This window comes from Bacteroides intestinalis (assembly GCF_003464595.1).
In the GTDB taxonomy this organism is placed as follows: Bacteria; Bacteroidota; Bacteroidia; order Bacteroidales; family Bacteroidaceae; genus Bacteroides; species Bacteroides intestinalis_A.
Genome location: NZ_QRZF01000007.1, coordinates 193175 through 218401 on the forward strand (window position 1 = coordinate 193175; position 25227 = coordinate 218401).

A 25227-nucleotide genomic window follows, 5' to 3' on the forward strand; every position below is an offset into this window, starting at 1 on the left:
CTTATTGAAGCGAAAATAGGGCCTTATTCACATCACGGCTATCACCACCTATCATTACTTCAAAGTCGCCCGGTTCACACACAAAATCCAGATTGTAATTGTAGAACTTCAACATATCAGCTGTTAGCTTGAAAGACACTTGTTTGGATTCACCGGCTTTCAGGAAGATTTTTTCAAAGCCTTTCAGTTCTTTCACCGGACGTGTTACACTGCCTATAAGATCGCGGATATATAGCTGCACTACTTCCGAACCGTCATACTTACCTGTATTGGTTACCGTTACAGTTGCCGTAATCTCTCCATTGATATTCATGGACGATTTATCCAATGTAATATCACTATAAGAGAAAGTAGTATAGCTCAAGCCATATCCAAATGGATAAAGCGGTTCGTTATCTACATCCAGATAATTGCTACGGAACTTCTGGAACCAGGCCCCTTGAGGCAAAGGACGACCGGTATTCTTATGGTTATAGAACAAAGGAATCTGTCCTACACTCTTCGGGAAAGTAGCAGTAAGTTTACCACTCGGATTTACATTTCCAAACAGTACATCACCAATGGCAAGAGCAGCTTCACTACCACCAAACCACACATTCAGAATAGCAGGTACATTTTCCTGCTCCCAATTCAATACTAACGGACGACCGGTAAACAACACCAATACCACCGGTTTGCCGGTTTTCAACAATTCCTGCAAAAGTGCACGTTGCGTATCCGGCATTTCGAGGTCTGTACGACAACTGCTTTCACCGCTCATCTCGGAAGACTCACCCAAAGCAGCAACAATCACGTCAGACTTGGCAGCTACAGCAAGTGCCTCATCCAGCAGTTCCTTATCTGTACGATTGTCACGATGCAGGGTACGGCCAAACATAGTAGCACGTTCTTCGTATTCGGCATCACTCATCAGATTACTTCCTTTAGCCGTAAGAATTTTAGCCTTGCCTCCCACTACTTCTTTCAGACCTTCAATCAAAGAAGGATATTTGTTCATCACAGCAGCCACACTCCACGTACCCGGCATATTGCTACGGCTATCAGCCAAAGGGCCTACTACAGCAATGGTACCTTTCTTTGCCAGAGGGAGTACACTATTCTCATTCTTCAAGAGAACAAAGCTTTCCGAAGCTGTCTTACGGGCTATAGCACGGTGTTCTTTCGTAAAGATTTGTTTTTTAGGACGGGTTATATCACAATATTTATAGGGGTTATCAAAAAGGCCCAGCTTATACTTAGCTTCCAGAATACGGCGACAAGCAGCATCAACAGCCTTTACTGAAACTTTTCCTTCTTCCAGAGATTTCTTAAGTGTGCTTGTAAAAGCATCGCTCACCATATCCATATCGACACCTGCATTCAGAGCCAGGGCTGCAACTGTTTGTGTATCCCCCATACCATGATCGGTCATTTCAGTGATACCGGTATAGTCCGTCACAACGAACCCATCAAAGTTCCACTGCTTACGAAGTACATCGGTCATCAGCCACTTATTTCCGGTAGCCGGTACACCATCCACTTCATTGAATGAAGCCATCACACTACCCACACCTTCTTCCACGGCAGCCTGATAAGGTAACATATATTCGTTGAACATACGTTGATGACTCATATCCACTGTATTATAGTCGCGTCCGGCTTCTGATGCCCCATATAACGCAAAGTGCTTCACGCAAGCCATAATCTCATCATTACTACTCATATCTTTCCCTTGATAACCACGTACCATAGCACGCGCAATTTCCGCTCCTAAGAAGGGATCTTCACCATTCCCTTCGGACACACGTCCCCAACGGGGATCACGGGAAACATCCACCATCGGACTGAATGTCCAGCAAATACCATCAGCACTGGCTTCGATAGCAGCAATACGTGCAGATTCTTCAATAGCTTTCATGTTCCAGGTACAGGATAGTCCCAAAGGAATAGGGAATACCGTTTCGTATCCATGAATTACATCCATACCAAATAAAAGAGGAATACCCAGACGACTTTCTTCTACTGCCTGTTTCTGAACGTCACGAATACGCTCCACGCCTTTCAAGTTAAAGAGTCCACCCACTTCACCGGCACGGATACGTTTAGCCACATTGCTACTCTTGGCTTGTCCGGTAGTTATTTCACCCGTAACAGGTAAGTTCAACTGGCCGATTTTCTCTTCCAGCGTCATCTTCTTCATCAGATCATCAATGAAGCGATCCATATCGACAGGGGATTTTTGTGCTTGCACATTGGCAGATACCAGCACCAATAAAATTAAAAACGATTGTACCTTAAGGATTAATTGTCTCATGCTTTTCATTCTTTATTATTTTTGGAGAAAAATGATTTCGCTGCAAATAAAGAGAAAGCACCTTAAACCGCCACAATACAGAGCTACAACAAAAGTACCTTTAGTGCAAAACAAAAAAAAAGGAGGTACTATTTTAGTACTTCCTTTCACATTATTACGTTAAGAATCAACTATTTAAAATTAATCATAAAATCCGTCAGACTATCTTCCTGAGATAGATTAAATTTCTTACGCAAGCGATATCTTGCCGCATCTACGCCCCTCACCGATATGTTCAGCAGCTTGGCAATCTCTTTTGTCGGCATATTCAGGCGGAGTAAAGCACAGAAACGTAAATCACCTGCTGTCAGATCCGGATATTGTTGTTTCAGGTTTCGGAAGAAGTTCTCATGTATCCGGTCAAAATTCGCCTGGAACATATTCCAGTTTTCCTCATCTGAAACGATACTTTGATTAATCAATACTAAGAGCTTATCCAAGTTCTTCCGCGTATACTGCCCTGATAACTTCTGCTGTTGTATTTCTTCTTTCAACGAATTCAAAAACTCCTGATGGGCAATATTGGTCATCACAACTCCGGACAGCTCTTTACTCTTAAAACGTAAATCAGCTTCCAGTTGCTCTTTCTCCAATTCGATAATCTTCTTTTCCTGTATTTCTATCTCAGCTTGATGGGCAATGCGTTGCTGTTCAATCACCCTGTCTTTCTTCTTCTTCACAGACTGATAAACGATGTATTGCAACAACAATAACAACAACAGCCCAATCAGAACATAACCGGTGATAGCCCAATATGATAGATACCAAGGTCTCAAGACTTCAAAAGGTAGCGTTACCGATGCCAATACTTCATTCTCATTATAAATCTCAGCTTTGAAAACATACGACCCAAATGGCAAACGGGTATATTTCTTCTGCAGGCTGCGGTCACCTTCCACCCACTGATCGGATAGTCCTTCCAATTTATATCTTACCTTGTAAGTATAGTCATTATAAACCGGATAGCATAAAGAGAAGCATACGGTATTCAAATCTGCATCAATCTTGTTCTCTTTTTGCACCGACAATCGTTTTATTTTTCCCGTCCACTCCGACTCAGTCGTTATAGCCGAGATCCACAAAGAGCGCCTAATAGAGGACTTGTACAAAAGAGAACTATCTGAATCAATTCGGGCAACAGCATTATTCAAGCAGAGATAGGAACTGCCACTCGCCTTGTCATAAACCATCGCTGCTCTCTCCTCTATAGACAAACCATCAAACAAAGAAAACGGAATTCTATGTTCAATCCGGAAAACATTCATCTCACATTTCACCAAATATGCCATCTTACTGCTGACAAACCAGTATAGATTGCCTTTTGCATGACTCACACTATGTATTCCTTTCAAATCCGCCAATTGTTCATTCATCGATTCATAAGGAATAATAGAATCATTCATATCTTCGTAAGTGTAAAACGTTTCCCCATTTGAAAAAACAACCCGTCCGTTGATCTTAAACAAAGAGAAGTCCCCATCTTTCACATCACCCAGTTCCATATAGGTTCTGACATCTTCTACCCGTTTCAGATCCGGATTAATCCGAAAACGGAATAATCCTTTCCGTAAATGCTTCACCCAGATATTCCCCTGGGGATCCATCTCGATCTCCCGCACCATGTGGGTAAACCCGCCTAACGACCGCAGAAACTTCCAGATGCCCGAAGACTCCTCATTGTATAAATTCAGAAACGTATAGGTGCCTTGCAATAAGAACGAACGTCCTTCCAGATTGACTTCTTTCATACACATCGCTCCTCTCACATCCGAAATCAGCAATGCCTGCGAGCCCGATATCTGAAAAGTTCCTTTATTATGTCCACATAAAATCTGTTTTCCCCATTCACCAACGAACCATGCCTGCTCTTCCAGTCCCGGAACAAGTTCGGGGAGTCTGTTCCTAATCCTGTAAAGTCCTTGATTGGAAGCGATATAAGCCTCATCTTCTTTCACCAGCACATCATAGACCATTCCTATTTTCCGGTAAGGAGGCTCATAGTAATACACCAGGGAGTTATTTTGTATATAGGCTATACCTTCATCCAAAGCTGCCCAGACATTGTTATCGGCATCACAATATAACCCTAATACAGTATTATTCTGTAAGCGACTATCCGTATTCTCCTTCCAAAGTAAACGTCCTTCTTTATCTATTGCATAAATTCCATTAGAAAGCGTACCGATAATATAGCAACTGTCTTTTGTCATTACAGCCCGGTTTACAGAGTACTTTTCGAGTTCAGCATCACATTCTGTATGCCACTTCAGTATCTTTCCATTCTGGTAAACAAAACCGCCACTCTTTTGTGTCAGGAATAAAACCCCGTCATTATACGGAAGTCCTGCCACCACATCACTGTTTCCCAGTAATTTTCGTTCAATCAGATTTTCCAGCCCATTCTTTGCAAGAATGAAAAGCCCTCCGTTTATCTGTTGAGAATAAACCGTATCACCTACCTGAAACAGATTCAAAGGAAGAGTTTTTGTACGAATCCCCTTCACGGTATGCCCGTCATAAAAGAACAGAGAACCGAAAGATTGAAATACAATCTCCCCATGTGCCGACGTAATCGTCCAGATTTCATCATTATGGAACCGGAAATCTTTCGCCTCATCTTTTAAAGAGTGGTACACAAGGCTATCCAATGAATTACGTTCGAAATATCCGAACTCTTCGAAAGAGCCCACAAATATTTTACCGTCTTTACCGATATATACAGAGCGTACTATATTCCTGGAAGGTAATTCATGAAGCTCCCAGCTATTTCCATCAAACTCCAGCAGACCTTTGTTATTGCCAATATACATAACTCCCCTATCATCCTGGGTGATAGACCAGTTCTGAATACCTGCATTATAATCTGATACGGAATAGCTCCTCACGATGGGAGAGAAAGGAATAGAGGAACCACGTGATAAGCTACTAAAAAGAGAAAATATGCAAAATAACAACAGAGATATTCTCATATATATTGATTTACAAGTAACCTGCCAGCAAAGGTAATTGTTTTCCACCAAAAAACCGGATAACTTTATGGATTATCTTTTCCGAAAAGGTAAAGATAAACCGTAAAATTATCCGGTTACTTATTTTAAGAAGCTACAAGCTATAGCCTACACTACATAGTCAAAAATCATCAGACTGCTTTTTCGGTATGAATTATAATTCACCAAGCTTGTTTCTTTCCCCTTCTCTTTTATGACCGTAGCTTCCGGTACGCTCAGCATTTTCTTATACTCCTCCGAGTTGCCCAGCACCTTCGTTGCTTCGTTCAGGTCATTGTCATCCTTCAGTTGCTGGATGATGCCGCCACGCTGGAAATAATAGCGTTTAATGATATCCTGTGCTATCATGTTCTTGATATCTTTTGCAAAGTAATCCAGGTCACGGTCCAGATTATGGCTAAGCTTCTGTTCAAGTGCCTTGAATTCTTCGGAAGCATCTTTCATATAGCCTTCAAATTCTGCCATTTCTTTCAGGTTCTTCAGAATTTTCTCACTCTGCTGGTCATATTTAAAGTCCGCCTTCTTCACCATTTCCTTAAACTCTGCATAATCAGCATCCGTCACTTCGAAATTCTCGGGAGAAGCGATTGTAGGATGCTTCAGGCAGTATTGCGTAGCATAATTAAAGATCAGATTATCATTCACCAGATAGAACAAAATATTAGGTAACTTTTCCTGTTCCACTGCAACGTCCGGTGTCACACCACCGCCATCACGCACTTCACGTCCGATAGCCGTATGGAATACGGTAGTCAAACTATCAGGAATACGTCCTACACTACCATCCGGATTACGATGCTTGTAGTCTATCGCCTGTACACAACGACCACTGGGAATATAATATTTGGAAGTAGTCACCTTCATCGTACCACCATAAGGCAAAGTACGCGGAACCTGCACCAAGCCTTTTCCAAACGTGCGATTGCCCACAATCACTGCCCGGTCATAATCCTGCAATGCACCCGCCAGAATTTCCGAAGCAGAAGCCGTACCGCTATTTACCAATACAGCAATAGGAATATCCGTATCCAACGGTTCGCGCAAGGTCTTATACGTATTGCTGGCTTGTTTTATCTTGCCTTTCGTGGTTACAATCGTCTTGCCACGAGGCAAAAAGTAATTGGCTATCTCTACAGCTTCTTCCAACAAACCACCGCCATTATTACGTAAATCGATCACCAATGAAGTGATACCCTGTTTCTTTAAATCAAGGAAAGCTTTCTTAAACTCTTTGGAAGGATTTCCGGAGAAAGTACTCAGGTTGATATAACCGATATTGTTATCCAGTTTGCTGTAATAAGGAATAAACGGCAACTGGATGTTCTTACGGACAATTGTAAAATCTAATGGCTTTGCCTCACCGGGACGCTCAACCTTCAGTTGGAAACTTGTCCCCACCTGTCCACGAAGCATTTTACTCACATCCGTATTTCCGGTCAAATCCTTTCCATCTATTTCAAGCAAGATATCACCTGCTTTCAATCCCACTTCCGCAGCAGGCATATTTTCGTAAGGTTCTACAATCACCGTACGCTTCAGTTTCGGCTCATATCGAATGATAGAACCTATACCTCCATAAGAAGCCTTAAGCATTTGTTCCAGTTCACTACGATCCTCCTCCGGATAAAACTCCGTATAGGGGTCCAGCGAATACAGCATCGCATCGATACCCTCACGTATCGTCTTATTCGGGTCCAACGTATCTACATAGAACATATCCAGTTCCTTCACAATGGAGTTGAATATATCCAGGTTCTTTGCAATCTGGAAACTGCGGCTATCACCACTCTTGAAACTAAAAAAGACAACTGCACCTACTACTAACAGTAAAGCAGTTATCCAGCGTACTTTCAGTATTTTCTTCATATCCTGTTTATTATAGTTCACTGATTCTCGTTTTGATATCTTCCCACCACTCGACAGGCATTTCTGCACCGATCACCCGGATGATGCTTCCTGAAAGGATAGAACCTATCTTACCACATTTCTCCAGGGAATATCCGCAAGTCAGCCCATATAAAAAACCGGCAGCGAAATAATCACCTGCACCGGTCGTATCTATTACCCTGTCCACAGTGACAGCATGCACATGCACTTCTTCCGTACCTTTACGGATGAGTGATCCTCTGGCACCCAACTTCACAATAGCGATGCTACACATTTTGGCAATCACGTCCAGTGCCTCTTCAGGCTCCTTACCCGTAAATGCCTTGGCCTCCTCCTCATTGGCAAACACAATATCCACATACTTGTTTATCAATAAAGAGAAGAAATCATGGTCTTGCTCCACAATATTATAGCTTGCCATATCCAGGCAGATTTGCAATCCGGCTTCTTTTGCCAGTTCAATGGCACGAAGTATCATATCGTGATCCTGTACCAGATAACCTTCAATGAACAAATAAGTATAGCCCTTAAACATCTCCCGTGAAAGGTCTTCTGTCTTTAATGTAGCAGCAGCACCCAGGTAAGTACCGAAAGTACGTTCCCCGTCAGGCGATATAAAAGTGGAAGCTACCCCCGAAGGTAACTCGGAAGATACCAATAAATTTGCTTCAGTTCCCCGTTCCAACAAACTTTGCCGATAAAACTTTCCATATGCGTCATTGCCAACCTTACCAATGAATCCTGTTCCTGCTCCGAGGCATGCCATACCACGAATTGCATTTCCTGCAGAGCCCCCGGTGGCCAGTTCTGTTTCCATTTCACTGAAACACTCATTGATTATCAGCAGTTTCGTTTCATCAATCAGAGTCATGCTCCCCTTGGGCAATTCCATTTCGTTTAGAATTTGGTCGTCGTTGAGAGTAGCAAGAACATCAACAAGGGCGTTGCCCATTCCAATTATTTTGTCCATTTCGATATTTTTTTTGCAAAGATATTGCATATTTCAAAATATCCTATTACTTTTGCACCGCATTTGAGAAAAAACAACATTCTTCCTTAGCTCAGTCGGTTAGAGCATCTGACTGTTAATCAGAGGGTCCTTGGTTCAAGTCCAAGAGGAAGAGCGAAAGAGAAACTTGAATGCATATTCTTCCTTAGCTCAGTCGGTTAGAGCATCTGACTGTTAATCAGAGGGTCCTTGGTTCAAGTCCAAGAGGAAGAGCAAAAAGGTTCGTCATTACGGCGAACCTTTTTTGTTTTCTGTCCTGCAAACAGCTGCATCAATGATACAGAATCTGCTGAATGCAGAGCCTTAATTTTTATATTAACATTATTTATACTATCCTTCGGCTACCGCCAATGTCAGCACACTAATGCGTACTCCTTCTACTTCATGAAAAACATCGGCACAAGCAGTAGTAGTAGAGCCGGTAGTCAACACATCATCAATGATCAGTACATGCTTTCCCACAAAATTCTCCGGATGACGAAGCCGAAAGATGCCATCCACATTCTCCCAACGTTCATAAGTCGATTTACGGGTTTGCGTATCCGTATGCTTCTCACGTATCACCGAAGATACATCCACAGGTAATCCTACTACCTGAGACACACCACGGGCAATCCATTCACTTTGATTGTACCCGCGCGCCCTCCTCTTACGGGGATGCAGAGGCACGGGGATAATGACATCTATACCTTCAAAGAAATCTGTTGTAGCCAACTCTGCAGCCATAAAACGCCCCATTATTGCACCCAGTTCTTTTCGTCCTCCATACTTGAACTGATGCAGTATCTTGCGAAAGTCACTCCCTTTGCGATAGAAAAAATAAGAAGTGGCACGTTCCAAAGGAATCTTTCCCCAGAACATACGCTCCACAAGGTTGTCTTTTACCTTATGGTAATTGGTACGGGGCATGTTAATGTTACAATGCGTGCAAATAGCCTCTTCACCTTCTGCAAGCGGAGCTCCACAAACCACACAACAACGTGGGAAAAAGAGATGAAACAGAGGGCCTAACCAGATTTTCACAGTATTTTTCATTAAGTAGTTTATTTATGTTACATCCCCAATGGAGGGACTTCTTGTATCAGTTGTTGTAACGTAGAATGCAGATGTCCGTTCGTAGCAATAATATGATGCCCTTCTATAAAACTTTCATTTCCATAGAAGTCGGTCACCCGGCCACCTGCCTCCAATACAAGCAACGCCGCCGCCGAATAATCCCATTTGCCGATGAACGCCTCCGCCCAGGCATCAAAACGTCCGGCAGCTACATAGCATATCGCTAAGGCAGCAGAACCGGTCATACGAATGCCACCTACTTTACCATACAGGTTATGTATCAGGTGTTCTCCCGTACGGGCATATTGGCATGAGTTATAAGGCAGTTCGACTACCAGAAAGGCATCTTCCATCTGTTGTACATTAGAAACCTGTATTCGCTGGCCATCTACGTAAGCGCCACCGTCTTTCCAACCATAGAAACACTCATCCCGGCAAGGATCATACACCACACCCAACAAGAGTTCCTCCCTGGAGCGAAGGGCTATACATACGCAGTAAGGTGCATTGTCATGGATATAATTCGTAGTCCCGTCCAGCGGGTCCACAACCCAGCAATAGGGTTCATCCTGATACACAGCCGAACCTTCTTCCGTAATAAAACCGGCTTCCGGCAACAATGCGGAGAGTTCAGCAACAATCTGCTTCTCCGATTCTTTATCTACGTAGGACACGTAGTCATGCGCATGTTTCTTTTCCACGCTCTCGCTACGGAATGTTTTTCTTTCTTCTTTCAAAAAACTTCCTGCATCCATAGCAATGCGGCAGACTTCCGCAGTAAGTGATGCTAAATCCATATTCGTACTTTTTTCTTCGTTATTCTATTATTTCCCGGGCGATCCAGGCACAAGCCTCAGCATCAGCCAATGCATGGTGATGCTGTTCCAACTCGTATCCAACATAGGCCGCTACCGTATGCAACTGATAATTGGGCAAACCTTTGATTCGCCTTCGTGCCGTACTCAAGGTACAATGAAATTCATAATCGGGGTAATCTAAGCAGTAAGTCTTGAAAACCGCTTTCAAACAACTTTCATCAAAACCTTTGTTATGCGCCACAAGCGGAAGCCCCTCTATAAGCGGTGCAATCTCTTGCCATACTACCGGAAATACCGGTGCTTCCGCTGTATCTGCCAATGTCAACCCATGTACCCGGGTATTCCAATAGGAGTAATACTCCGGTTCAGGACGAATAAGACTATAGTAATGATCTACAATCTCCCCATCCCGTACAATCACTACCCCGACACTGCACACACTGGTGCGTTGTTCATTGGCAGTTTCAAAGTCTATGGCAGCAAAGTTCTCCATAACAGCTCAAACAATTACTTAGCCTCGTCCACCTGCTGATAGATCAGGTTTCCTCGTTGGCTGATTGTCCATTTTCCATTCTCCTGGCGGACATTCTTTGTATCATCGTCTTCTACATTCCAGGCATAGTCTCCGCCCGGCAGCGAACGGCGATCCAATATTTCATTGGGTTGGTCACCGGAGAAGAATAATTCTACTTGCAATGAGTCGGGAGCAAAAACAATATACGCCGACTTTTCCTTATCCGCCACATCTTCCATGCGGACTCCTTTTTCCCAAAGACGAATGCAGTCTTTTTGCACTTCACTCCACGTATATCCGGCGGAAGCAATGCAGCCATGCTCGTCTTTATCATTACCTACAATATTACTTTCAGCCTTTTTATTTTTGGTATTACCACATGCTGTGAGTGCGACACTCGCACCCATTAAGAGCAATAAACAGATGTATCCTGCTTTCATAAGAATCATTCATTAATATTTCGTACGCCAAAAGTACAAATAAAGCCGAAAACTTCTCCATCTGCTTCACTCTTTTATTTTCCTTTTTACAAATTATGAATAGACTAAAACCATGATTATTTCCTTCCAGACAAAAGAGATGAGCCATACCATAACTGTATCAAAGTGGCACCAGCCTCACAGAATAAAAGGTTACATTTCAAATCATCTAAAGATTATATTTACACTTTCTGCTTGTACATTCAAAACTTTCTATATATATTGCCACCCTGTTTCCGTAAAATCAGTCTGATACATTTTATTTAGTCACTTATACTATTGGACTAATCAGAAACATTCTTAAAACAATATTTCAATCATATTTTAACAGGTTCTTAGTAATAATGTTACAAATCGAACAGTTTAACGACATCTATGTAAAGTACTACAGAAAAGCTTACCGTTTCTCTCTGATGTATGTACGAAACGACCAGGTAGCCGAAGATATAGCGACAGAATCCCTTATTAAGTTATGGGAAACAATGAATAAGGAAACCGTAGAGAAACCTTTGGTCTTGCTATTGACAATACTAAAACATAAATCCCAGGATTACCTCAGAGCACAGATTAGCCACAAAGAAAGACTTGAGGCTATGGCTGAATGGCAGCGGCGGGAATTGTCCATTCGTATATCAACTCTTGAAGGATGCAATCCTGATGATATTTTCTCTACAGAAATACAAACGATCCTAAATCATACTCTAGAAGTACTTCCCGAACAAACAGCCATAGTTTTTAGGATGAGCCGTTTCGAACAGAAATCCGGAAAAGAGATAGCACAAACATTAGGTATCACCGTAAAAGGGGTCGATTATCATATTGCCAAAGCATTGAAAGCTCTACGCATTTCTCTAAAAGATTACCTGCCTCTGTTTTATTTTTTATTTTTCTATTAAAAAAGTAGGTTTGCTACTAGTGAACCTTTCCTAACTATCGTCTTATATATAAAGCAAAGAAAAATATGGATGATAAGTTACTACAATTATATTTCGAAGGACGTACAACTGATGAACAATCACGTTTGATTACGGAATGGCTAGATGCCAATGAGGCGAATATGAAACACTATCAGCAGCTATGCCGTTTATATGAGATAAGTTTCTGGCATGAGGTACCTGAAGTTATTACAAATTCTTTCCTAAAGAAGGTAAAATCAAGACATATCTGGCAAAAAGCAATAGAACTAGCTGCAATCTTTATTCTAGGATTTATTTTGCATTATTGGATACATCTACCACTCGTAGATACAGAAGAAGATATTGCCATGCAAACCATACATGTTCCAGCTGGGCAGAATGCACAACTTACTTTAGCCGACGGTTCTCAGGTTTGGTTGAATGCCGGTAGTACACTAAATTTTCCTACCCGCTTCGCTAAAGGAAAACGAAAGGTCAGTCTCAATGGAGAAGGTTTTTTTGAAGTAAAAGCAAATAAAAACAAACCATTTATTGTATCCACATCCAATTATGATATTAAGGCATTAGGAACCTCTTTTAATGTAAGAGCCTACAAACAATCAAAAGATTTTGAAGCTGCTTTGTTAACTGGAAAAGTTGAAATTAGCGATCATGCGACAAATCAACAGCTTTCTTTGACACCTGACAATCGGGCTATATTGACAAATAAGAAGTTAGTAGTTACTTCTATGCAGCACATTGACTATTTTCTTTGGCGCAAAGGAATTCTCTATTTTGATGAGTCACTGATGGAAGTTCTAAAAAAGCTGGAATTATATTTTGATGTAAATATTCAGATAAACAACAAATCTATTATACAGAACAAGCTACATTCCACTGCCAAATTTCGAACAAGAGATGGTTTATACCACATCCTGAATGTTTTGCAGCTCACCCATCATTTCACTTACCAAAAAGATGATGAGAAAAATTTAATTATTATTAATTAATCCAACATACAAATTCTTACAGAGATTGATTCTTATATAAATTTTATTGTTAAACCTTTAAATACTAATAGCCTATGACATAGATATAAAGAGTAAATAGAAAACCGGCAAGTGCTCCAACACTTACCGGTTAAGGGTTAGACTCCCGACCTTGAATAATTAATCGAAGTACTAACATAATTGCATACAAAATTATGAATTATTTTTTGTATAAACAATCCATATCCGAAATTAAACACATATTTCGTATTATGAAAATCACAGTTATTGTTCTGTTCGCATGTTTTTGCAACCTTTTTGCAACAGAAGCCAATTCACAGAATGCAAAAGTGTCTATACATGCCGACAATCTTTCCCTACGGGAAATCATTTATAAAATAGAGAAGCAAACCGAATACCTGTTCGTATACGACAGGAACAAGATCAATGTAAATCGACAGATATCCTTGAATGCTGATAATGAATCTGTTTCTGAAATTTTAAATAAAATATTTACAGGAACCGACGTAGCATATAAATTAGTCGGAAAGAACGTCACGCTTATCAAACGTGATGACCTTTCTCACCAAAATGGAATAAGCCAGCAATCAACTAAAAAAATTACCGGTATAGTCACCGATGAAAAAGGTGAACCGATTATCGGAGCGAATATAGTTGAAAAAGGTATCACTAACGGATGCATTACAGATCTGGATGGTAAGTTCATCATTACCAATATGCACGAAAACGCTATTCTTCAAGTTTCCTATATTGGTTATCTCACTCAAGAAATTAAAATTAGCAATCAGACTCATTTGAAGATAATCATGAAAGAAGATTCGGAGACTCTGGATGAAGTAGTAGTTATTGGTTATGGAGTTGTTAAGAAGAAAGACCTAACAGGATCTGTAGGTCAAATATCAGCCGGTTCTATGAAAGACCTGAAAGTATCACACCCTACACAAGCTATGGCCGGACAACTAGCTGGCGTGCAAGTTCAGCAGGTTGCTGGTTCTCCCGGACAAGCCGCCACTATCCGTGTGCGCGGAGCGGGTTCAATCTCTGCTTCCAGTTCCCCACTATACGTGGTTGACGGCTTTCCTTTAGGCGAACAAAATCTGAATTCTATCAATCCGAATGATATAGAATCTATAGAAGTATTGAAAGATGCCTCTGCATCTGCCATTTACGGTTCGCGTGCAGCAAACGGAGTTGTGTTGGTTACCACTAAGTCGGGTAAAGCCGGAAAAGTGAGTATAAACTTAGATATATATTATGGATTTCAGAATGTCACTAAAAAAATGGACATGTTAAATGCTGAGGAGTTCGTTGCATTTAGTAGAGAAGCTTTCAACAATAATTATGTCGATCGTGTTCCGGGTGCATCACCCAATGATCCATTAGAAATGCGCCCCGCCGGTAACCGTTATCGCTATCCAGCCATATACGATGATCCGGAAGTTATGGCAGCCATAGGCAAAGGAACAGATTGGCAGGACGAAATTTTCAGAACGGCGCCTATCCAAAACTATCAGGTTTCTGTTAGCGGTGGGGATAGCAAAACAAAATATATGTTCTCTGCCGGATATTTCAATCAAGTAGGAATCATCATTGGAAGCGATTATGAACGTTTCTCAGCCCGTGCGAAAATTGAAAGTGAATTTACTAAATGGCTAAAAGTCGGGATCAATCTGGCGCCGACCTATATCAATCAAAACCGGGTGAACGAAGGACACTGGACGGGTGACGGAGTAATCATTCCGGCATTAGCAACCACTGCCCTTATGCCTGTTTATAATCCAGATGGGACCTGGTCTTCGCAAGCAGAATACGCTGTAGCTGGCGATGGTCTGAGCGGTGTTCCCAATGCTGTTGCTTTAGCAAAAGATATCGAAAATAAACGAGCCAATCTCCGCTTTTTCGGAAATATGTTTGCTGAAATTTCCATATTAAGAAATTTGAAATTTAAGACAACAATAGGAGCCGACATGATGAACTACAGAAGTAAGTTTTTCCGCCCATCTAACGTTCCTAAAGGTGGAACGGTGGCTCCACTTCCTTCAACTGATAGAAAAGGTAATACTGAGAACAAAGAAGTTTTTAATTGGCTGAACGAAAATACACTAAGTTATTTCACTTCTTTCGGAGCTCATGAAATTGATGCTGTAGCTGGGCTTACCTTCCAAAAGAACACTTACAATCAGAGCAAAGCGGAAGGTTCGGATTTTCCTGACGATATTATCCGTACCTTAAATAATGCAAAGGTAAAAAGCGGTTCTTCTGATATGAATGAATGGTCACTGATTTCTTATCTGGCTCGTGTGAATTATCGATATAACAATAAATACTATCTGACAGCTTCGATTCGTTCAGATGGTTCTTCCTGCTTCGGAAAAGACAATCGCTACGGTTATTTTCCATCGGGGTCAGTAGCCTGGAGAATCTCACAGGAAAAGTTTATGAAAAATATCCAGTGGATTAGTGATATGAAAATACGGGCAAGTATTGGTTTAACCGGAAACAACAGCATGTCGGACAATTACGCATCAATCGGTACGATGAGTAATGCAAATTATGTATTTGGTTCCGGAACTGGAAATGTTGTTGCCGGATCAGCACAAGATAGTTTTTCCAATCACGCTCTGACTTGGGAAAAGACTTTACAATACGATTTAGGATTTGAGTTCTCCATATTCAAAAATCGTTTATCGTTTATGTTGGATTTATATAAGCGCAGAACAACCGACCTGTTACTTAATGTAGATATTCCAACAATCACTGGCTTTTCCAAAGCTTGGCGTAATATTGGTAAAGTAAACAATAAAGGGATTGAATTCACAATCAATTCTGTCAATGTGATGAATAAAGACTTTAGTTGGACCACCAATCTAAATATGTCCATGAACCGTAATAAGGTGATTGAGCTTGGTCCCGCAGGTGATCCGATACAAAGCGACGGTGGCGCCGGAACAACGCACATTACAATGATTGGTAAACCGATGGGAAATTTCTATGGTTATAAACAAATAGGCGTTTATATGAACCAAGCCGATTTAGATAACAGTCCCCACTTGGCCGATTCGCATGTGGGTGATGCTAAATATGCCGATATAAACAAAGACGGAATAATTGATGCCGATGATCGTACCATTATCGGAAACAACGAACCTAAATTCTCTTGGGGGATGACTAACCAGTTGACATACAAGAATTTTGATCTCAGTATAGTACTACAAGGTGTTCATGGGCGGGATGTACTGTTCTTAGGAAAACGTTTTTTCACACAATTAGAAGGAAATATGAATCAGATGCGGGAAGTGCTCAACAGATGGCAATCTGAGGAAAATCCGGGAGACGGCAAAACTCCACGCGCAAATGCCTTGACCACGGGACAAAATAATGCCGTTTCAACCCGTTGGGTGGAAGATGCTTCTTTTATACGGATCAATAACCTGACGCTGGGTTACACTTTGCCTAAAGTACTTACTCAAAAATGCGCCATGCAGAATGCCCGGGTATACATGTCTATCCAGAATCTGGCGACATTCACCAATTATAGCGGATTCAACCCTGAAACAAGCCATAAAGAGGATAGCTCGCTGGCACCGGGTACTGACTATGGAATGTACCCGTTGAACCGAACTTTCACGGTAGGCATAAATGTGACTTTCTAATTGTTAATACCTAAAAACAGAATAATAAGTATGAAAGCAAAATATAAAATAGTAGCATTAGGCTTGTGTTTAGGCCTTATATCCTGTAGCGATTTTCTGGACTTACAACCGAAAAATAAATTAGGGGGGGAACAGTTTTATCAAACAGCGGAACAATTTACAATGGCCGTCAACGGAGCGTACTCCACACTTCAGGAAGGCGGTCAATATGGCAACTGGTATGTTTTTTCAGAAATTCCATCAGACAACACACACAATTTACTGTCCGGTTCCGTGGTCGATCAAGATGAATTCGATAAATTCTATATCCGTACTACGAATCCTTATATTGCCAATTTCTGGAATAAGAGCTATGCTTGTATTAATCGTGTTAATACGGTTTTAGATCGTATCGATAATATAGATATAGACAAAACGCTGAGTGACCGATACAAACTGGAATGCAAATTTCTCCGGGCATTGACTTACTTTAATCTTGTTCGTGTGTATGGAGACGTTCCATTAGTATTGCATGAAATTAGTATCAATGAATCATATAAATACATGAGAGATCCAAAAGAAAAAGTATACGAACAAATCATCGCTGACCTAAAAGAATCCGAAGCATTGCCTACATCTTATAAAGAAGACGAGAATATTGGTCGGGCAACTTCAGGAGCTGCCAAAGCTTTATTAGGCAAAGTATATCTAACACTAAACAAATACTCGGAAGCCGAAGCTAAACTAGCCGAAGTGATAAATAGCAAAGTGTACGCACTTTTAGAGAACGAGGCAGGCTCGTTGAACAATAAGGGCTATGCCAGTGTATTCCATGCGGATAATCATAACAACAAAGAAACCGTTTTCGAAGTTCAGTTCAAGAAAGGCGGATACGGAGAAGGTAGTGATTTCCCGAACACATTTGCACCTTTCAATTCAGGAACCAATGTTGTCCAAGTAGGAGGAACGGGAGGTAACAACATTCCGGAAATGGATATTTATAATGCATACGAAGATGGCGACCTAAGACGTGATTTTTCTATGGCACTCGGCTATAACGACTCACGCAAAGGCGGGAAATGGGTAGAATCACGCCATGTGAAGAAATACTTCGACATCCCTTACCAAGGCGGCGACAGCAACAATAACTTTCCGGTAATCCGCTACGCCGACGTACTTTTAATGTATGCCGAAGCATTAAACCAAAACGGGAAAACAGCGCAGGCATGCGATTGCCTCAATCAAGTGCGTCGCAGAGGATTCGGTTACCAGACAACCGAAACTTCTCCCGTAGATATTAAAACTTCGGATAAAAATGAATTCTTCCTAATCGTTGAACACGAACGCCGTGTGGAACTGGCTTTTGAAGGACACAGATGGTTCGATTTAATCCGCACCGGCCGTGCGATTGAAGTTATGACGAGTAAAGGGTTTAAACTCAATGAAACAAACCTCACCACTCCAATTCCACAGAAACAGGTTGATGTAAATCCGGAATTGAAACAAAATGATTATCAAATTACGCCTAAATAAATAAAAATCATTGAGGTGTATCAAAATTCCCTTTGGGTAAAAAAGAGTGGACTTTTGATACACCCCTCAATACCTCAACAAATTCAATGAAACTTAAGAACATCTTTTTACTAATCATTTTATTCTTCTATTGTGATAATGATATACTAGCCAACGGACACATGGCTGGAAAGGAGTTCATTTATGAAAATGCAAAGATGCGACAGGTATTATCATTTAAGAATAATACAATCTCCGTTCAATCAGTGTTTGATAAGAAAAACCAGAAAGAATTAATAGCTGAAAATGCACTTCCTTACTTCGAATTTCAGATTAACAAAGAAACAGTACTCTCATCCATGCCGGTATGGGAATTTATTAAATACGAAGAAAGAAGTTTGGCTAATCAAGGTTTGGAGTATATTTTTTATTTTAAGGGTAAGGGAGCTTACAAAGGCTTGAAAATGGAATTGTACCGACAATATTTTCAGAACTCAACACTTACCAGAGAGAAGATACAACTGAAATCGACCAAAGGACACAATTTTCAGTTGAATAAAAAGGAAGGAAAACTGCATTTCATTTACCCAAGGTTATCCCTCAACAATAACATGAAAGGATCTATACAGGAAATACAAATAGCTAATTACCAGTATTGGAATCATACATTTTATCCCTCTATTAGAAATCATACACTGACGGATAGTGATGAACTTCTCCTGAAAGGTCCTTTCTCTGTTACCTGCACGGGAAATCATAAAGTAATGTCAACGTACGAACATGCCTCACAAGATGAAGCAAAAGGTTTCCGATTGTCGGCAGTTACCTCCATGAAAAAGGGCGATATTGACGCTAGTCAGGGAGTAGAAGGAGACGAAACAGAAATAAAAGATGAAAATTTCTGGTTTATAGCCCACCATTATAGTCAAAACGGAAATACCCGGACAATAGCTACAGAACTAATAAGAGGAGGTTATTTCGATAATGAGAAAATACCATACGATTCTTATTACGAAACCGTATGGAATAGTTTCAGTTTTATAGGAAAAGATGAAAAAATCGAACCATTGATACACAATTACCTTTTCAGCCAAATAACAGAGCACCCTAAATCCCGGGAATCTCATTTCTATTACAATACCTGGGCAATGCAAAGAGAACTAAATAAGAAAGGGCATGATTTAAGAGGGGTCTTGACAGAGGAACGAATACTCCAGGAAATTGATTATGCTGCTCAGATGAATATTGAACTTTTTGTACTCGACGATGGATGGGAAGAAGCACTAGGTATATGGACTCCACATCAAAAACGTTTACCTAACAAATTAACCCCACTTGTTAACCGGATGAAAGAGCATAATATGATACCAGGGATCTGGTTATCTCCGATGGCAATAGACAGTCTCTTTAAAAGATACCAACAACATCCCGAATGGATTATCCGCCGATCCGACGGAGTTCCTATTGTAGCACAATGGGGAAAACCAGTATTTGATATCGTAGGGCCTTTTTCTGATTTATTTCTCGAAGATTGTAAAAAACTGATTGATCAAGGTATTCGCTTTTTTAAATGGGATGCTATGAATACTTTCAATAGTTCTCTGTCCGGCCTCAATCATGGAGATAATAGCCATACAAAAAAAGAAAGGATAGAAAGATATAATTATCTTTTCCCTTTTTATGTAACTCGCATTATGAAAGAGTTACGGAAATATAATAACGATGTAGTTATAGAAGTAGACCTTACAGAGCCGGAACGGTGCATGATTGGATTAATGCCTCTACAAGAGGGAATATTCTTTTTCATCAATAATGGTGCATCCGCTTATGGTGACTTTTCCGCTTACCGAACTAAATCTATGCGTACGGTTATCAATGATTACGGACATTTTTTTCCAAAAGAGTTATTTACTTATGCGGTTTATCCACATGATGTAGCACCCTACCGCGCACAACATTATAATATAAATAACACATTAATTGCTGGGCATGGTTTTTGGGGAGATCTAAGCCAACTTACTCCCAAAGAAAGGATTGGTATCGGTAAAACATTAGCAAAAGCCAAACGGGTAAGACCCTATATTCACGGCATAATGACCGATTATAATGTTAACGTAGGAGCATCACCGGAGATATACACCCAGGTAGATTCCATGCATGCTTTCGGACAGATTATCGGATTCAGCGGATCAAAGACCAGGCTCCTTTACAAATTAGATTTGAATCGGTCACAACTACTCGGAATCTTAAATCATCCTTACACAAGCAACCACAAAAGTATCAGCATGGACTTCAATTTCAATAAACCGGATGATACAATAAACGCTTTTCTTATTGGCAATAAAGGAGAAAAAGTATCCGTCATTTCATCCACAGGACAGTTGGACAATATACAGTTGGAAAACAACCTGCTAGTCATTAAGGTTGCATCAGCTTCAACCGTGTGTATAAAATATGAAGGCAAGAAACCGATAAAAATTATCGGAGGAAATGTACTATCACAGAATGTAAATGAAATTACCTTATATTCAAAAGAAAGTAAGGATATATCCATTACATTTGAAAACATTCCATAATACTTTTAATTTATTATGATATAAAATGAAGAAAATATTCATCCCTATATTCTTAGTTACCGGAACAAGCAACCTATTTTGCAAACAAGCAGAAGAAAAACAACGCCCCAACATCCTGTTCTGCATTGCCGACGATATATCCTATCCCCACATGCAAGCATATGGAACGCCTTGGCTCCACACACCCGGTTTCGACCAAGTATCGCAACAAGGCCTGCTGTTTCAGCGCATGTACACTTGTAATGCCAAGTCATCGCCCTCCCGCGCCTGCATTATTACAGGACGTAATTCTTGGCAACTGGAAGAAGCCTGCAACCACTGGCCCGATTTCCCTGCAAAATTCAAATCTTATCCCGAGGTATTGACTGAGAACGGCTATAAGGTAGGAGCAACAGGAAAAGGCTGGGGACCCGGTTTTGCTAACGACTCATTGGGAAATGCACGGAATATAGTCGGAAAAATGTGGAATCAGATCAAATTGACACCCCCGACAAAGGGAATATCCAATATTGATTATGCGGCTAATTTCAAAGAATTCCTCAGAAATAAGCCCGAGGACCAACCTTTCTGTTTCTGGTATGGGGCTTTGGAACCACATAGAGGATACGAATTCGGCTCTTCTTTAAAAGCCGGAAAAGATATCAATCAGATTGATTCTGTTCCATCTTTTTGGCCGGACAATGAGACAGTACGCACGGATATGCTGGATTACGCGCTGGAAATAGAGCATTTTGATAAACACCTAGTCGCTATTCTTCAGATATTGGAAGCGGCGGGAGAACTGGAAAACACAATTGTCATCGTTACTGCCGATCATGGAATGCCGTTTCCCCGCGCCAAAGGACAAGAATACGAATACTCTAATCATGTCCCGTTTGCCATGATGTGGAAAAAAGGGATAACAAAAACCGGACGGGAGATAAAGGATCTTCTGAGTTTTATTGACCTGGCACCTACAATTCTTGCTGTAGCCGGCATACCGGAAGAAAAATCGAGGATGCAACCGATAGAAGGTAAAAGTTTTCTCGACTTGTTAACAAAAGAAGACAGCAAACCACAAAAGGACTATGTTCTGATCGGTAAGGAAAGACATGATGTGGGACGCCCAAACGATCAAGGATATCCTATCAGAGGTATTATAAAAGGCGACTTTCTTTATCTGATAAATTTTGAAACCAGTCGCTGGCCGGCAGGAAATCCAGAAACAGGATATATGAATGTAGACGGCAGTCCGACAAAAACAGAAGTATTAAAAGCACGCCGGAATCCCGAAACGGAGAGCTACTGGCAGCTTTCTTTCGGTAAACGGCAGAAAGAAGAACTGTACAAAATCTCAGAAGACCGCGAATGTATCGTAAACTTGGCAGAAGATGCCAATTACGATACATTGAAAAGACAAATGCGGAGCGAACTTCTGCAAAAACTGGCAGAACAGCAGGATCCAAGGATGCTTGGTCAGGGAGATATTTTTGATTCATATCCGTATATGGGCTCTGCCCGAGATGCATGGAACCGCATAAAGAAAGGTGAAAGTGTTCCGGCACGCTCAATAAACAAGTCAGATTTTGAACCGGAAGCCTCCGGATTGGAAGTTAACTTTTGAATTAAAATATAAATAATATCATGAAACATTTATCTGGAATAATTTTTCTCTCCATTAGTTCAGGAGTTTTAGGCGGATGTAAACAACATCAGAAAGAAACGATAAAACCGCCTAATATACTTTTTGTAATCAATGACGATCAGACGTATATACACACAGGATTTGCTGGAAGCAAGTTTGTCCGCACCCCCGGTTTTGACAGAGTAGCAGCCAACGGAATCTATTTCACCAATTGTTATGCCGGATCACCGGGAAGCGCGCCATCCCGGAGTACATTGGTAACGGGGCGTCATCATTGGCAAAATAAACAGGCAGGACAGCATGCTTCGTCCTGGATGAAAGAATTCATTCCCTTTGTTGATCTTCTCAAAGCAAACGGTTACCACACCGGATTTACCGGAAAAGGAGTTGACCCTTTCCGCTACGCCCAGAATGAGGAAGATTCACTATGGAGAAAAGAGAATGCAGCCGGACATGCCTACAATAAATATCGATACACAAAAAACGATTCGTCGGATCCGAGAACTGCAGGAGGGATTGGATTGATAGACTATTTTAGCAACTTCCATGATTTCATGCAACAACGCAAACCGGACCAACCTTTCTATTTCTGGTACGGTTCAACCGAACCCCACCGGGCTTATGAAAAAGGATCATGGAAGCGTAATGGAAAAGAACTTGTTCAGGTTGATATACCCGGTTTTTTCCCCGATACAGATGAGATAAGGGGAGATATGCTTGATTATGCTGTAGAAATAGAATGGGCAGACTCTCATCTTTATAAAATGCTGAATTACCTAGACTCCATCGGCGAACTTGACAATACGATCGTTATGGTAACAGCCGACAATGGCATGCCTTTTCCGCGTGCAAAAGCAAACTGCTTCGAATATGGTGTACATGTGCCCCTGGCAATCAGTTACCCGAAAGGATTTCCGGGTAAACGTCGGGTGGACGATCTGATAGGTTTTGTAGATATCGCACCAACCATTCTAGAACTCGCAGGAGTGAAACCTGATGGAATGCTTCCTATTTCAGGGCGAAGCATTGTGAATATTCTCCGGTCTGAAAAAAATGGGATTGTGGATGAAACTAGGAAATATGTCTTTATGGGCCGTGAACGACATTCTTCTTCCCGTTGGAAAAACCTCGGATATCCGCAACGCGCCATACGTAGCAGGGAATACCTCTTTATCTGGAATATAAAACCGGAACGTTGGCCTGCCGGTGCACCTCAGGCAATCAATAATGAAACGGGGAGAGTTTACCCGATGTATGGCATCGATGAAAAAGGCATTCATCATTCCGGATGGGCATTTACTGATGTTGATGACGCACCGTCAAAGTCATTTCTGATCGAGAATTATAAAGATCCTGCCATACATCCCTATTTCAACATGGCATATGACAAACGTACTGAATTCGAATTATACAATGTGAACGACGATCCATTCTGTTTACACAACTTAGTCGGTTATGTAGACTATGTACCAGTCGAAAAAGAGCTCAAAACAGCTTTGCAAAATGAAATGGAGTGTTCAGGTGATCCTCGCATGATTGGTCCTGATAAAGAGATATTCGAAACTTATATCCGTTACAGTCCGATTCGGCTATTTCCTAAACCGGATTGGAAAAAATGAAGATTTATTATTAATTGGCTCAGGATTATAGTTTGTAATTGAAGATTATATAAAAAGACAAACCGCAGTGAACACTGATTTACTGCGGTTTGCTTGTCGTTAACTTTCATCAATAATAGTATTTAACTTTACTTTCTCAAGATCAGATCACAGTGATTTATAGAAACAAAAAAGACCGTTTTTGCCTACATCCTACCCCCTGTACATTAATATACTCATCAATAATATCTTACGTGACATAAAAGATTTGCATACAAGTGTAGCCAAACCGTCTTCTTACACCGCATTTTTTCAATATATTTACTTACTATCAATATAACATTCTATTTTTCAACATCATATACATTTCATACCGAACTCACCAAATTATCTTCAAACAACACCTTTCTACGAGTAAATAAAGCTCATTCAGTACTTTTTTCTTCAAAAATCCCTCAACACCACCACACTCCTTGCGAATAATGAAAGAATACAGCACCGAATACACCAGAGAGCAAGAGGTAACACAACCCTTTCCAAGGATTCAAGAACTGTAACAAAGCAGATAAATGTATATTTAGCCTAATGATTTTGTTCTTTTGAACCGGACAAAATGTTCTTTTGCCTGTAAGCATTCGGTCTTGTGCGTGTTTGTTGCCCTTCTTTTAGTTCCTATCTTTGCCTCTTCATTAAAAGTATAATCAGTCATGTGTTCAGTATTAGTATTCAATAATGAGAGTGACAAGCTACGCAGCCTTTTTTCCGAGTCGAATTACTTTGACTCCATTCTTTTCATTTTTAATGATGGCCGCTGTTATAAGGTTCCTGTTTCCAACCTTGGAATAAGTACTGCTGAGGATTTACTGTTGCCTTTGGGTCTTGGTCTTTTCCGTAGCAGTCCTTTTTGGCATTACTATCTTTATCCCTGTTGTTCCAATTTCAACAAAGGCATTGATGGCTTTTGCGGTGAAGTGCTCCGATACACGGGTTCCCCCTTGCAAGAAGAGAGTTGTCACGTCTTTATAGAACGCTCGCGTCGTCAACTGTCTCTTCTGTATCGTACCGGCGGTGAATATCATCTGGAATCCCGTCGCCTGAGTACAGGCTTGTACCACCTGCGCCGTGAGGAAGTCTCCGCCGGTTTCCTTCCCATCCCATGGAGCCACCTGAATGAGCTTCTGACCGTACATAAGCCTTCCAGGAAACAGGCACGGTCTGATCTGTAGGCAGCATGTGGAATTCTTGTCAAATAACATTCATCAATCGCGGTGTAAGT

At 41.0% G+C, this 25227-nt stretch carries 16 protein-coding genes and 2 tRNA genes; 10 read left to right on the forward strand and 8 right to left on the reverse strand.

Going from position 1 to position 25227, the window contains the following annotated elements:
- Position 1: 1 nt before the first annotated feature.
- From bglX to DWW10_RS12435, 4 genes are all read right to left on the reverse strand, one after another.
- A complete protein-coding gene (gene bglX / locus DWW10_RS12420) occupies positions 2-2293 on the reverse strand; it encodes a beta-glucosidase BglX (RefSeq protein ID WP_118421690.1) in 2292 nt (763 codons plus the stop codon).
- A 170-nt stretch (positions 2294-2463) separates the two neighbouring features.
- Positions 2464-5301, reverse strand: coding sequence for a triple tyrosine motif-containing protein (locus DWW10_RS12425; protein ID WP_182021390.1), 2838 nt, complete (start codon positions 5299-5301; stop codon positions 2464-2466).
- 147 nt (positions 5302-5448) lie between these two features.
- Entirely contained in the window at positions 5449-7206 is a 1758-nt protein-coding gene (locus DWW10_RS12430) for a S41 family peptidase (RefSeq protein WP_022391580.1), read from the reverse strand.
- Positions 7207-7216: 10 nt separating this feature from the next.
- A complete protein-coding gene (locus DWW10_RS12435) occupies positions 7217-8197 on the reverse strand; it encodes an adenosine kinase (RefSeq protein ID WP_022391579.1) in 981 nt (326 codons plus the stop codon).
- An 80-nt stretch (positions 8198-8277) separates the two neighbouring features.
- On the opposite strand from DWW10_RS12435, the gene DWW10_RS12440 reads away from it, so the two are divergent.
- Together DWW10_RS12440 and DWW10_RS12445 are read left to right on the forward strand one after the other, a co-directional pair.
- A tRNA-Asn gene (locus tag DWW10_RS12440) sits at positions 8278-8351 on the forward strand.
- 24 nt (positions 8352-8375) lie between these two features.
- Positions 8376-8449, forward strand: a tRNA-Asn gene (locus tag DWW10_RS12445).
- Between the two features lie 117 nt (positions 8450-8566).
- On the opposite strand, the gene DWW10_RS12450 is transcribed toward DWW10_RS12445, so the two are convergent.
- Genes DWW10_RS12450 through DWW10_RS12465 form a run of 4 tightly spaced genes read right to left on the reverse strand, consistent with a single transcriptional unit; the run spans position 8567 to position 11064 of the window.
- Positions 8567-9271 (reverse strand): ComF family protein, encoded by a 705-nt coding sequence (locus DWW10_RS12450; protein WP_022391578.1) that lies wholly within the window; start codon positions 9269-9271, stop codon positions 8567-8569.
- A 17-nt stretch (positions 9272-9288) separates the two neighbouring features.
- Positions 9289-10089: an inositol monophosphatase family protein gene (locus DWW10_RS12455; protein WP_007661949.1), complete on the reverse strand. Its 801-nt coding sequence runs from the start codon at positions 10087-10089 to the stop codon at positions 9289-9291.
- A 19-nt stretch (positions 10090-10108) separates the two neighbouring features.
- Positions 10109-10603 (reverse strand): 3'-5' exonuclease, encoded by a 495-nt coding sequence (locus tag DWW10_RS12460; protein ID WP_022391577.1) that lies wholly within the window; start codon positions 10601-10603, stop codon positions 10109-10111.
- A 14-nt stretch (positions 10604-10617) separates the two neighbouring features.
- A complete protein-coding gene (locus tag DWW10_RS12465) occupies positions 10618-11064 on the reverse strand; it encodes a hypothetical protein (protein WP_022391576.1) in 447 nt (148 codons plus the stop codon).
- 383 nt (positions 11065-11447) lie between these two features.
- On the opposite strand from DWW10_RS12465, the gene DWW10_RS12470 reads away from it, so the two are divergent.
- The 8 genes from DWW10_RS12470 to tnpB all read left to right on the forward strand — a co-directional run bounded on the left by DWW10_RS12470 (position 11448) and on the right by tnpB (position 25177).
- On the forward strand, positions 11448-11999 hold the full coding sequence (locus DWW10_RS12470) for an RNA polymerase sigma-70 factor (protein WP_118421689.1): 552 nt from the start codon (positions 11448-11450) through the stop codon (positions 11997-11999).
- A 65-nt stretch (positions 12000-12064) separates the two neighbouring features.
- Positions 12065-13009 carry a FecR family protein gene (locus DWW10_RS12475; protein ID WP_118421688.1) on the forward strand — a complete coding sequence of 315 codons (945 nt, stop codon included), beginning with the start codon at positions 12065-12067 and terminating at the stop codon, positions 13007-13009.
- Positions 13010-13260: 251 nt separating this feature from the next.
- A complete protein-coding gene (locus DWW10_RS12480) occupies positions 13261-16662 on the forward strand; it encodes a TonB-dependent receptor (protein WP_118421687.1) in 3402 nt (1133 codons plus the stop codon).
- 30 nt (positions 16663-16692) lie between these two features.
- Positions 16693-18174: a RagB/SusD family nutrient uptake outer membrane protein gene (locus DWW10_RS12485; RefSeq protein WP_022392621.1), complete on the forward strand. Its 1482-nt coding sequence runs from the start codon at positions 16693-16695 to the stop codon at positions 18172-18174.
- An 86-nt stretch (positions 18175-18260) separates the two neighbouring features.
- Positions 18261-20729: an alpha-galactosidase gene (locus DWW10_RS12490; protein ID WP_022392622.1), complete on the forward strand. Its 2469-nt coding sequence runs from the start codon at positions 18261-18263 to the stop codon at positions 20727-20729.
- A gap of 25 nt (positions 20730-20754) precedes the next feature.
- A complete protein-coding gene (locus DWW10_RS12495; protein WP_022392623.1) occupies positions 20755-22332 on the forward strand; it encodes a sulfatase family protein in 1578 nt (525 codons plus the stop codon).
- Between the two features lie 20 nt (positions 22333-22352).
- Entirely contained in the window at positions 22353-23972 is a 1620-nt protein-coding gene (locus DWW10_RS12500; protein WP_022392624.1) for a sulfatase family protein, read from the forward strand.
- 686 nt (positions 23973-24658) lie between these two features.
- Positions 24659-25177, forward strand: coding sequence for an IS66 family insertion sequence element accessory protein TnpB (tnpB, locus tag DWW10_RS12505; protein ID WP_022392625.1), 519 nt, complete (start codon positions 24659-24661; stop codon positions 25175-25177).
- Positions 25178-25227 lie beyond the last annotated feature (50 nt).

What these genes read in the sequence shown, in the direction of transcription:
- bglX (WP_118421690.1), bottom strand. Translation starts at nt 2,293, where the DNA reads ATGAGACAATTAATCCTTAAGGTACAATCGTTTTTAATTTTATTGGTG.
- DWW10_RS12425 (WP_182021390.1), bottom strand. Translation starts at nt 5,301, where the DNA reads ATGAGAATATCTCTGTTGTTATTTTGCATATTTTCTCTTTTTAGTAGC.
- DWW10_RS12430 (WP_022391580.1), bottom strand. Translation starts at nt 7,206, where the DNA reads ATGAAGAAAATACTGAAAGTACGCTGGATAACTGCTTTACTGTTAGTA.
- DWW10_RS12435 (WP_022391579.1), bottom strand. Translation starts at nt 8,197, where the DNA reads ATGGACAAAATAATTGGAATGGGCAACGCCCTTGTTGATGTTCTTGCT.
- DWW10_RS12450 (WP_022391578.1), bottom strand. Translation starts at nt 9,271, where the DNA reads ATGAAAAATACTGTGAAAATCTGGTTAGGCCCTCTGTTTCATCTCTTT.
- DWW10_RS12455 (WP_007661949.1), bottom strand. Translation starts at nt 10,089, where the DNA reads ATGGATTTAGCATCACTTACTGCGGAAGTCTGCCGCATTGCTATGGAT.
- DWW10_RS12460 (WP_022391577.1), bottom strand. Translation starts at nt 10,603, where the DNA reads ATGGAGAACTTTGCTGCCATAGACTTTGAAACTGCCAATGAACAACGC.
- DWW10_RS12465 (WP_022391576.1), bottom strand. Translation starts at nt 11,064, where the DNA reads ATGAAAGCAGGATACATCTGTTTATTGCTCTTAATGGGTGCGAGTGTC.
- DWW10_RS12470 (WP_118421689.1), top strand. Translation starts at nt 11,448, where the DNA reads ATGTTACAAATCGAACAGTTTAACGACATCTATGTAAAGTACTACAGA.
- DWW10_RS12475 (WP_118421688.1), top strand. Translation starts at nt 12,065, where the DNA reads ATGGATGATAAGTTACTACAATTATATTTCGAAGGACGTACAACTGAT.
- DWW10_RS12480 (WP_118421687.1), top strand. Translation starts at nt 13,261, where the DNA reads ATGAAAATCACAGTTATTGTTCTGTTCGCATGTTTTTGCAACCTTTTT.
- DWW10_RS12485 (WP_022392621.1), top strand. Translation starts at nt 16,693, where the DNA reads ATGAAAGCAAAATATAAAATAGTAGCATTAGGCTTGTGTTTAGGCCTT.
- DWW10_RS12490 (WP_022392622.1), top strand. Translation starts at nt 18,261, where the DNA reads ATGAAACTTAAGAACATCTTTTTACTAATCATTTTATTCTTCTATTGT.
- DWW10_RS12495 (WP_022392623.1), top strand. Translation starts at nt 20,755, where the DNA reads ATGAAGAAAATATTCATCCCTATATTCTTAGTTACCGGAACAAGCAAC.
- DWW10_RS12500 (WP_022392624.1), top strand. Translation starts at nt 22,353, where the DNA reads ATGAAACATTTATCTGGAATAATTTTTCTCTCCATTAGTTCAGGAGTT.
- tnpB (WP_022392625.1), top strand. Translation starts at nt 24,659, where the DNA reads ATGTGTTCAGTATTAGTATTCAATAATGAGAGTGACAAGCTACGCAGC.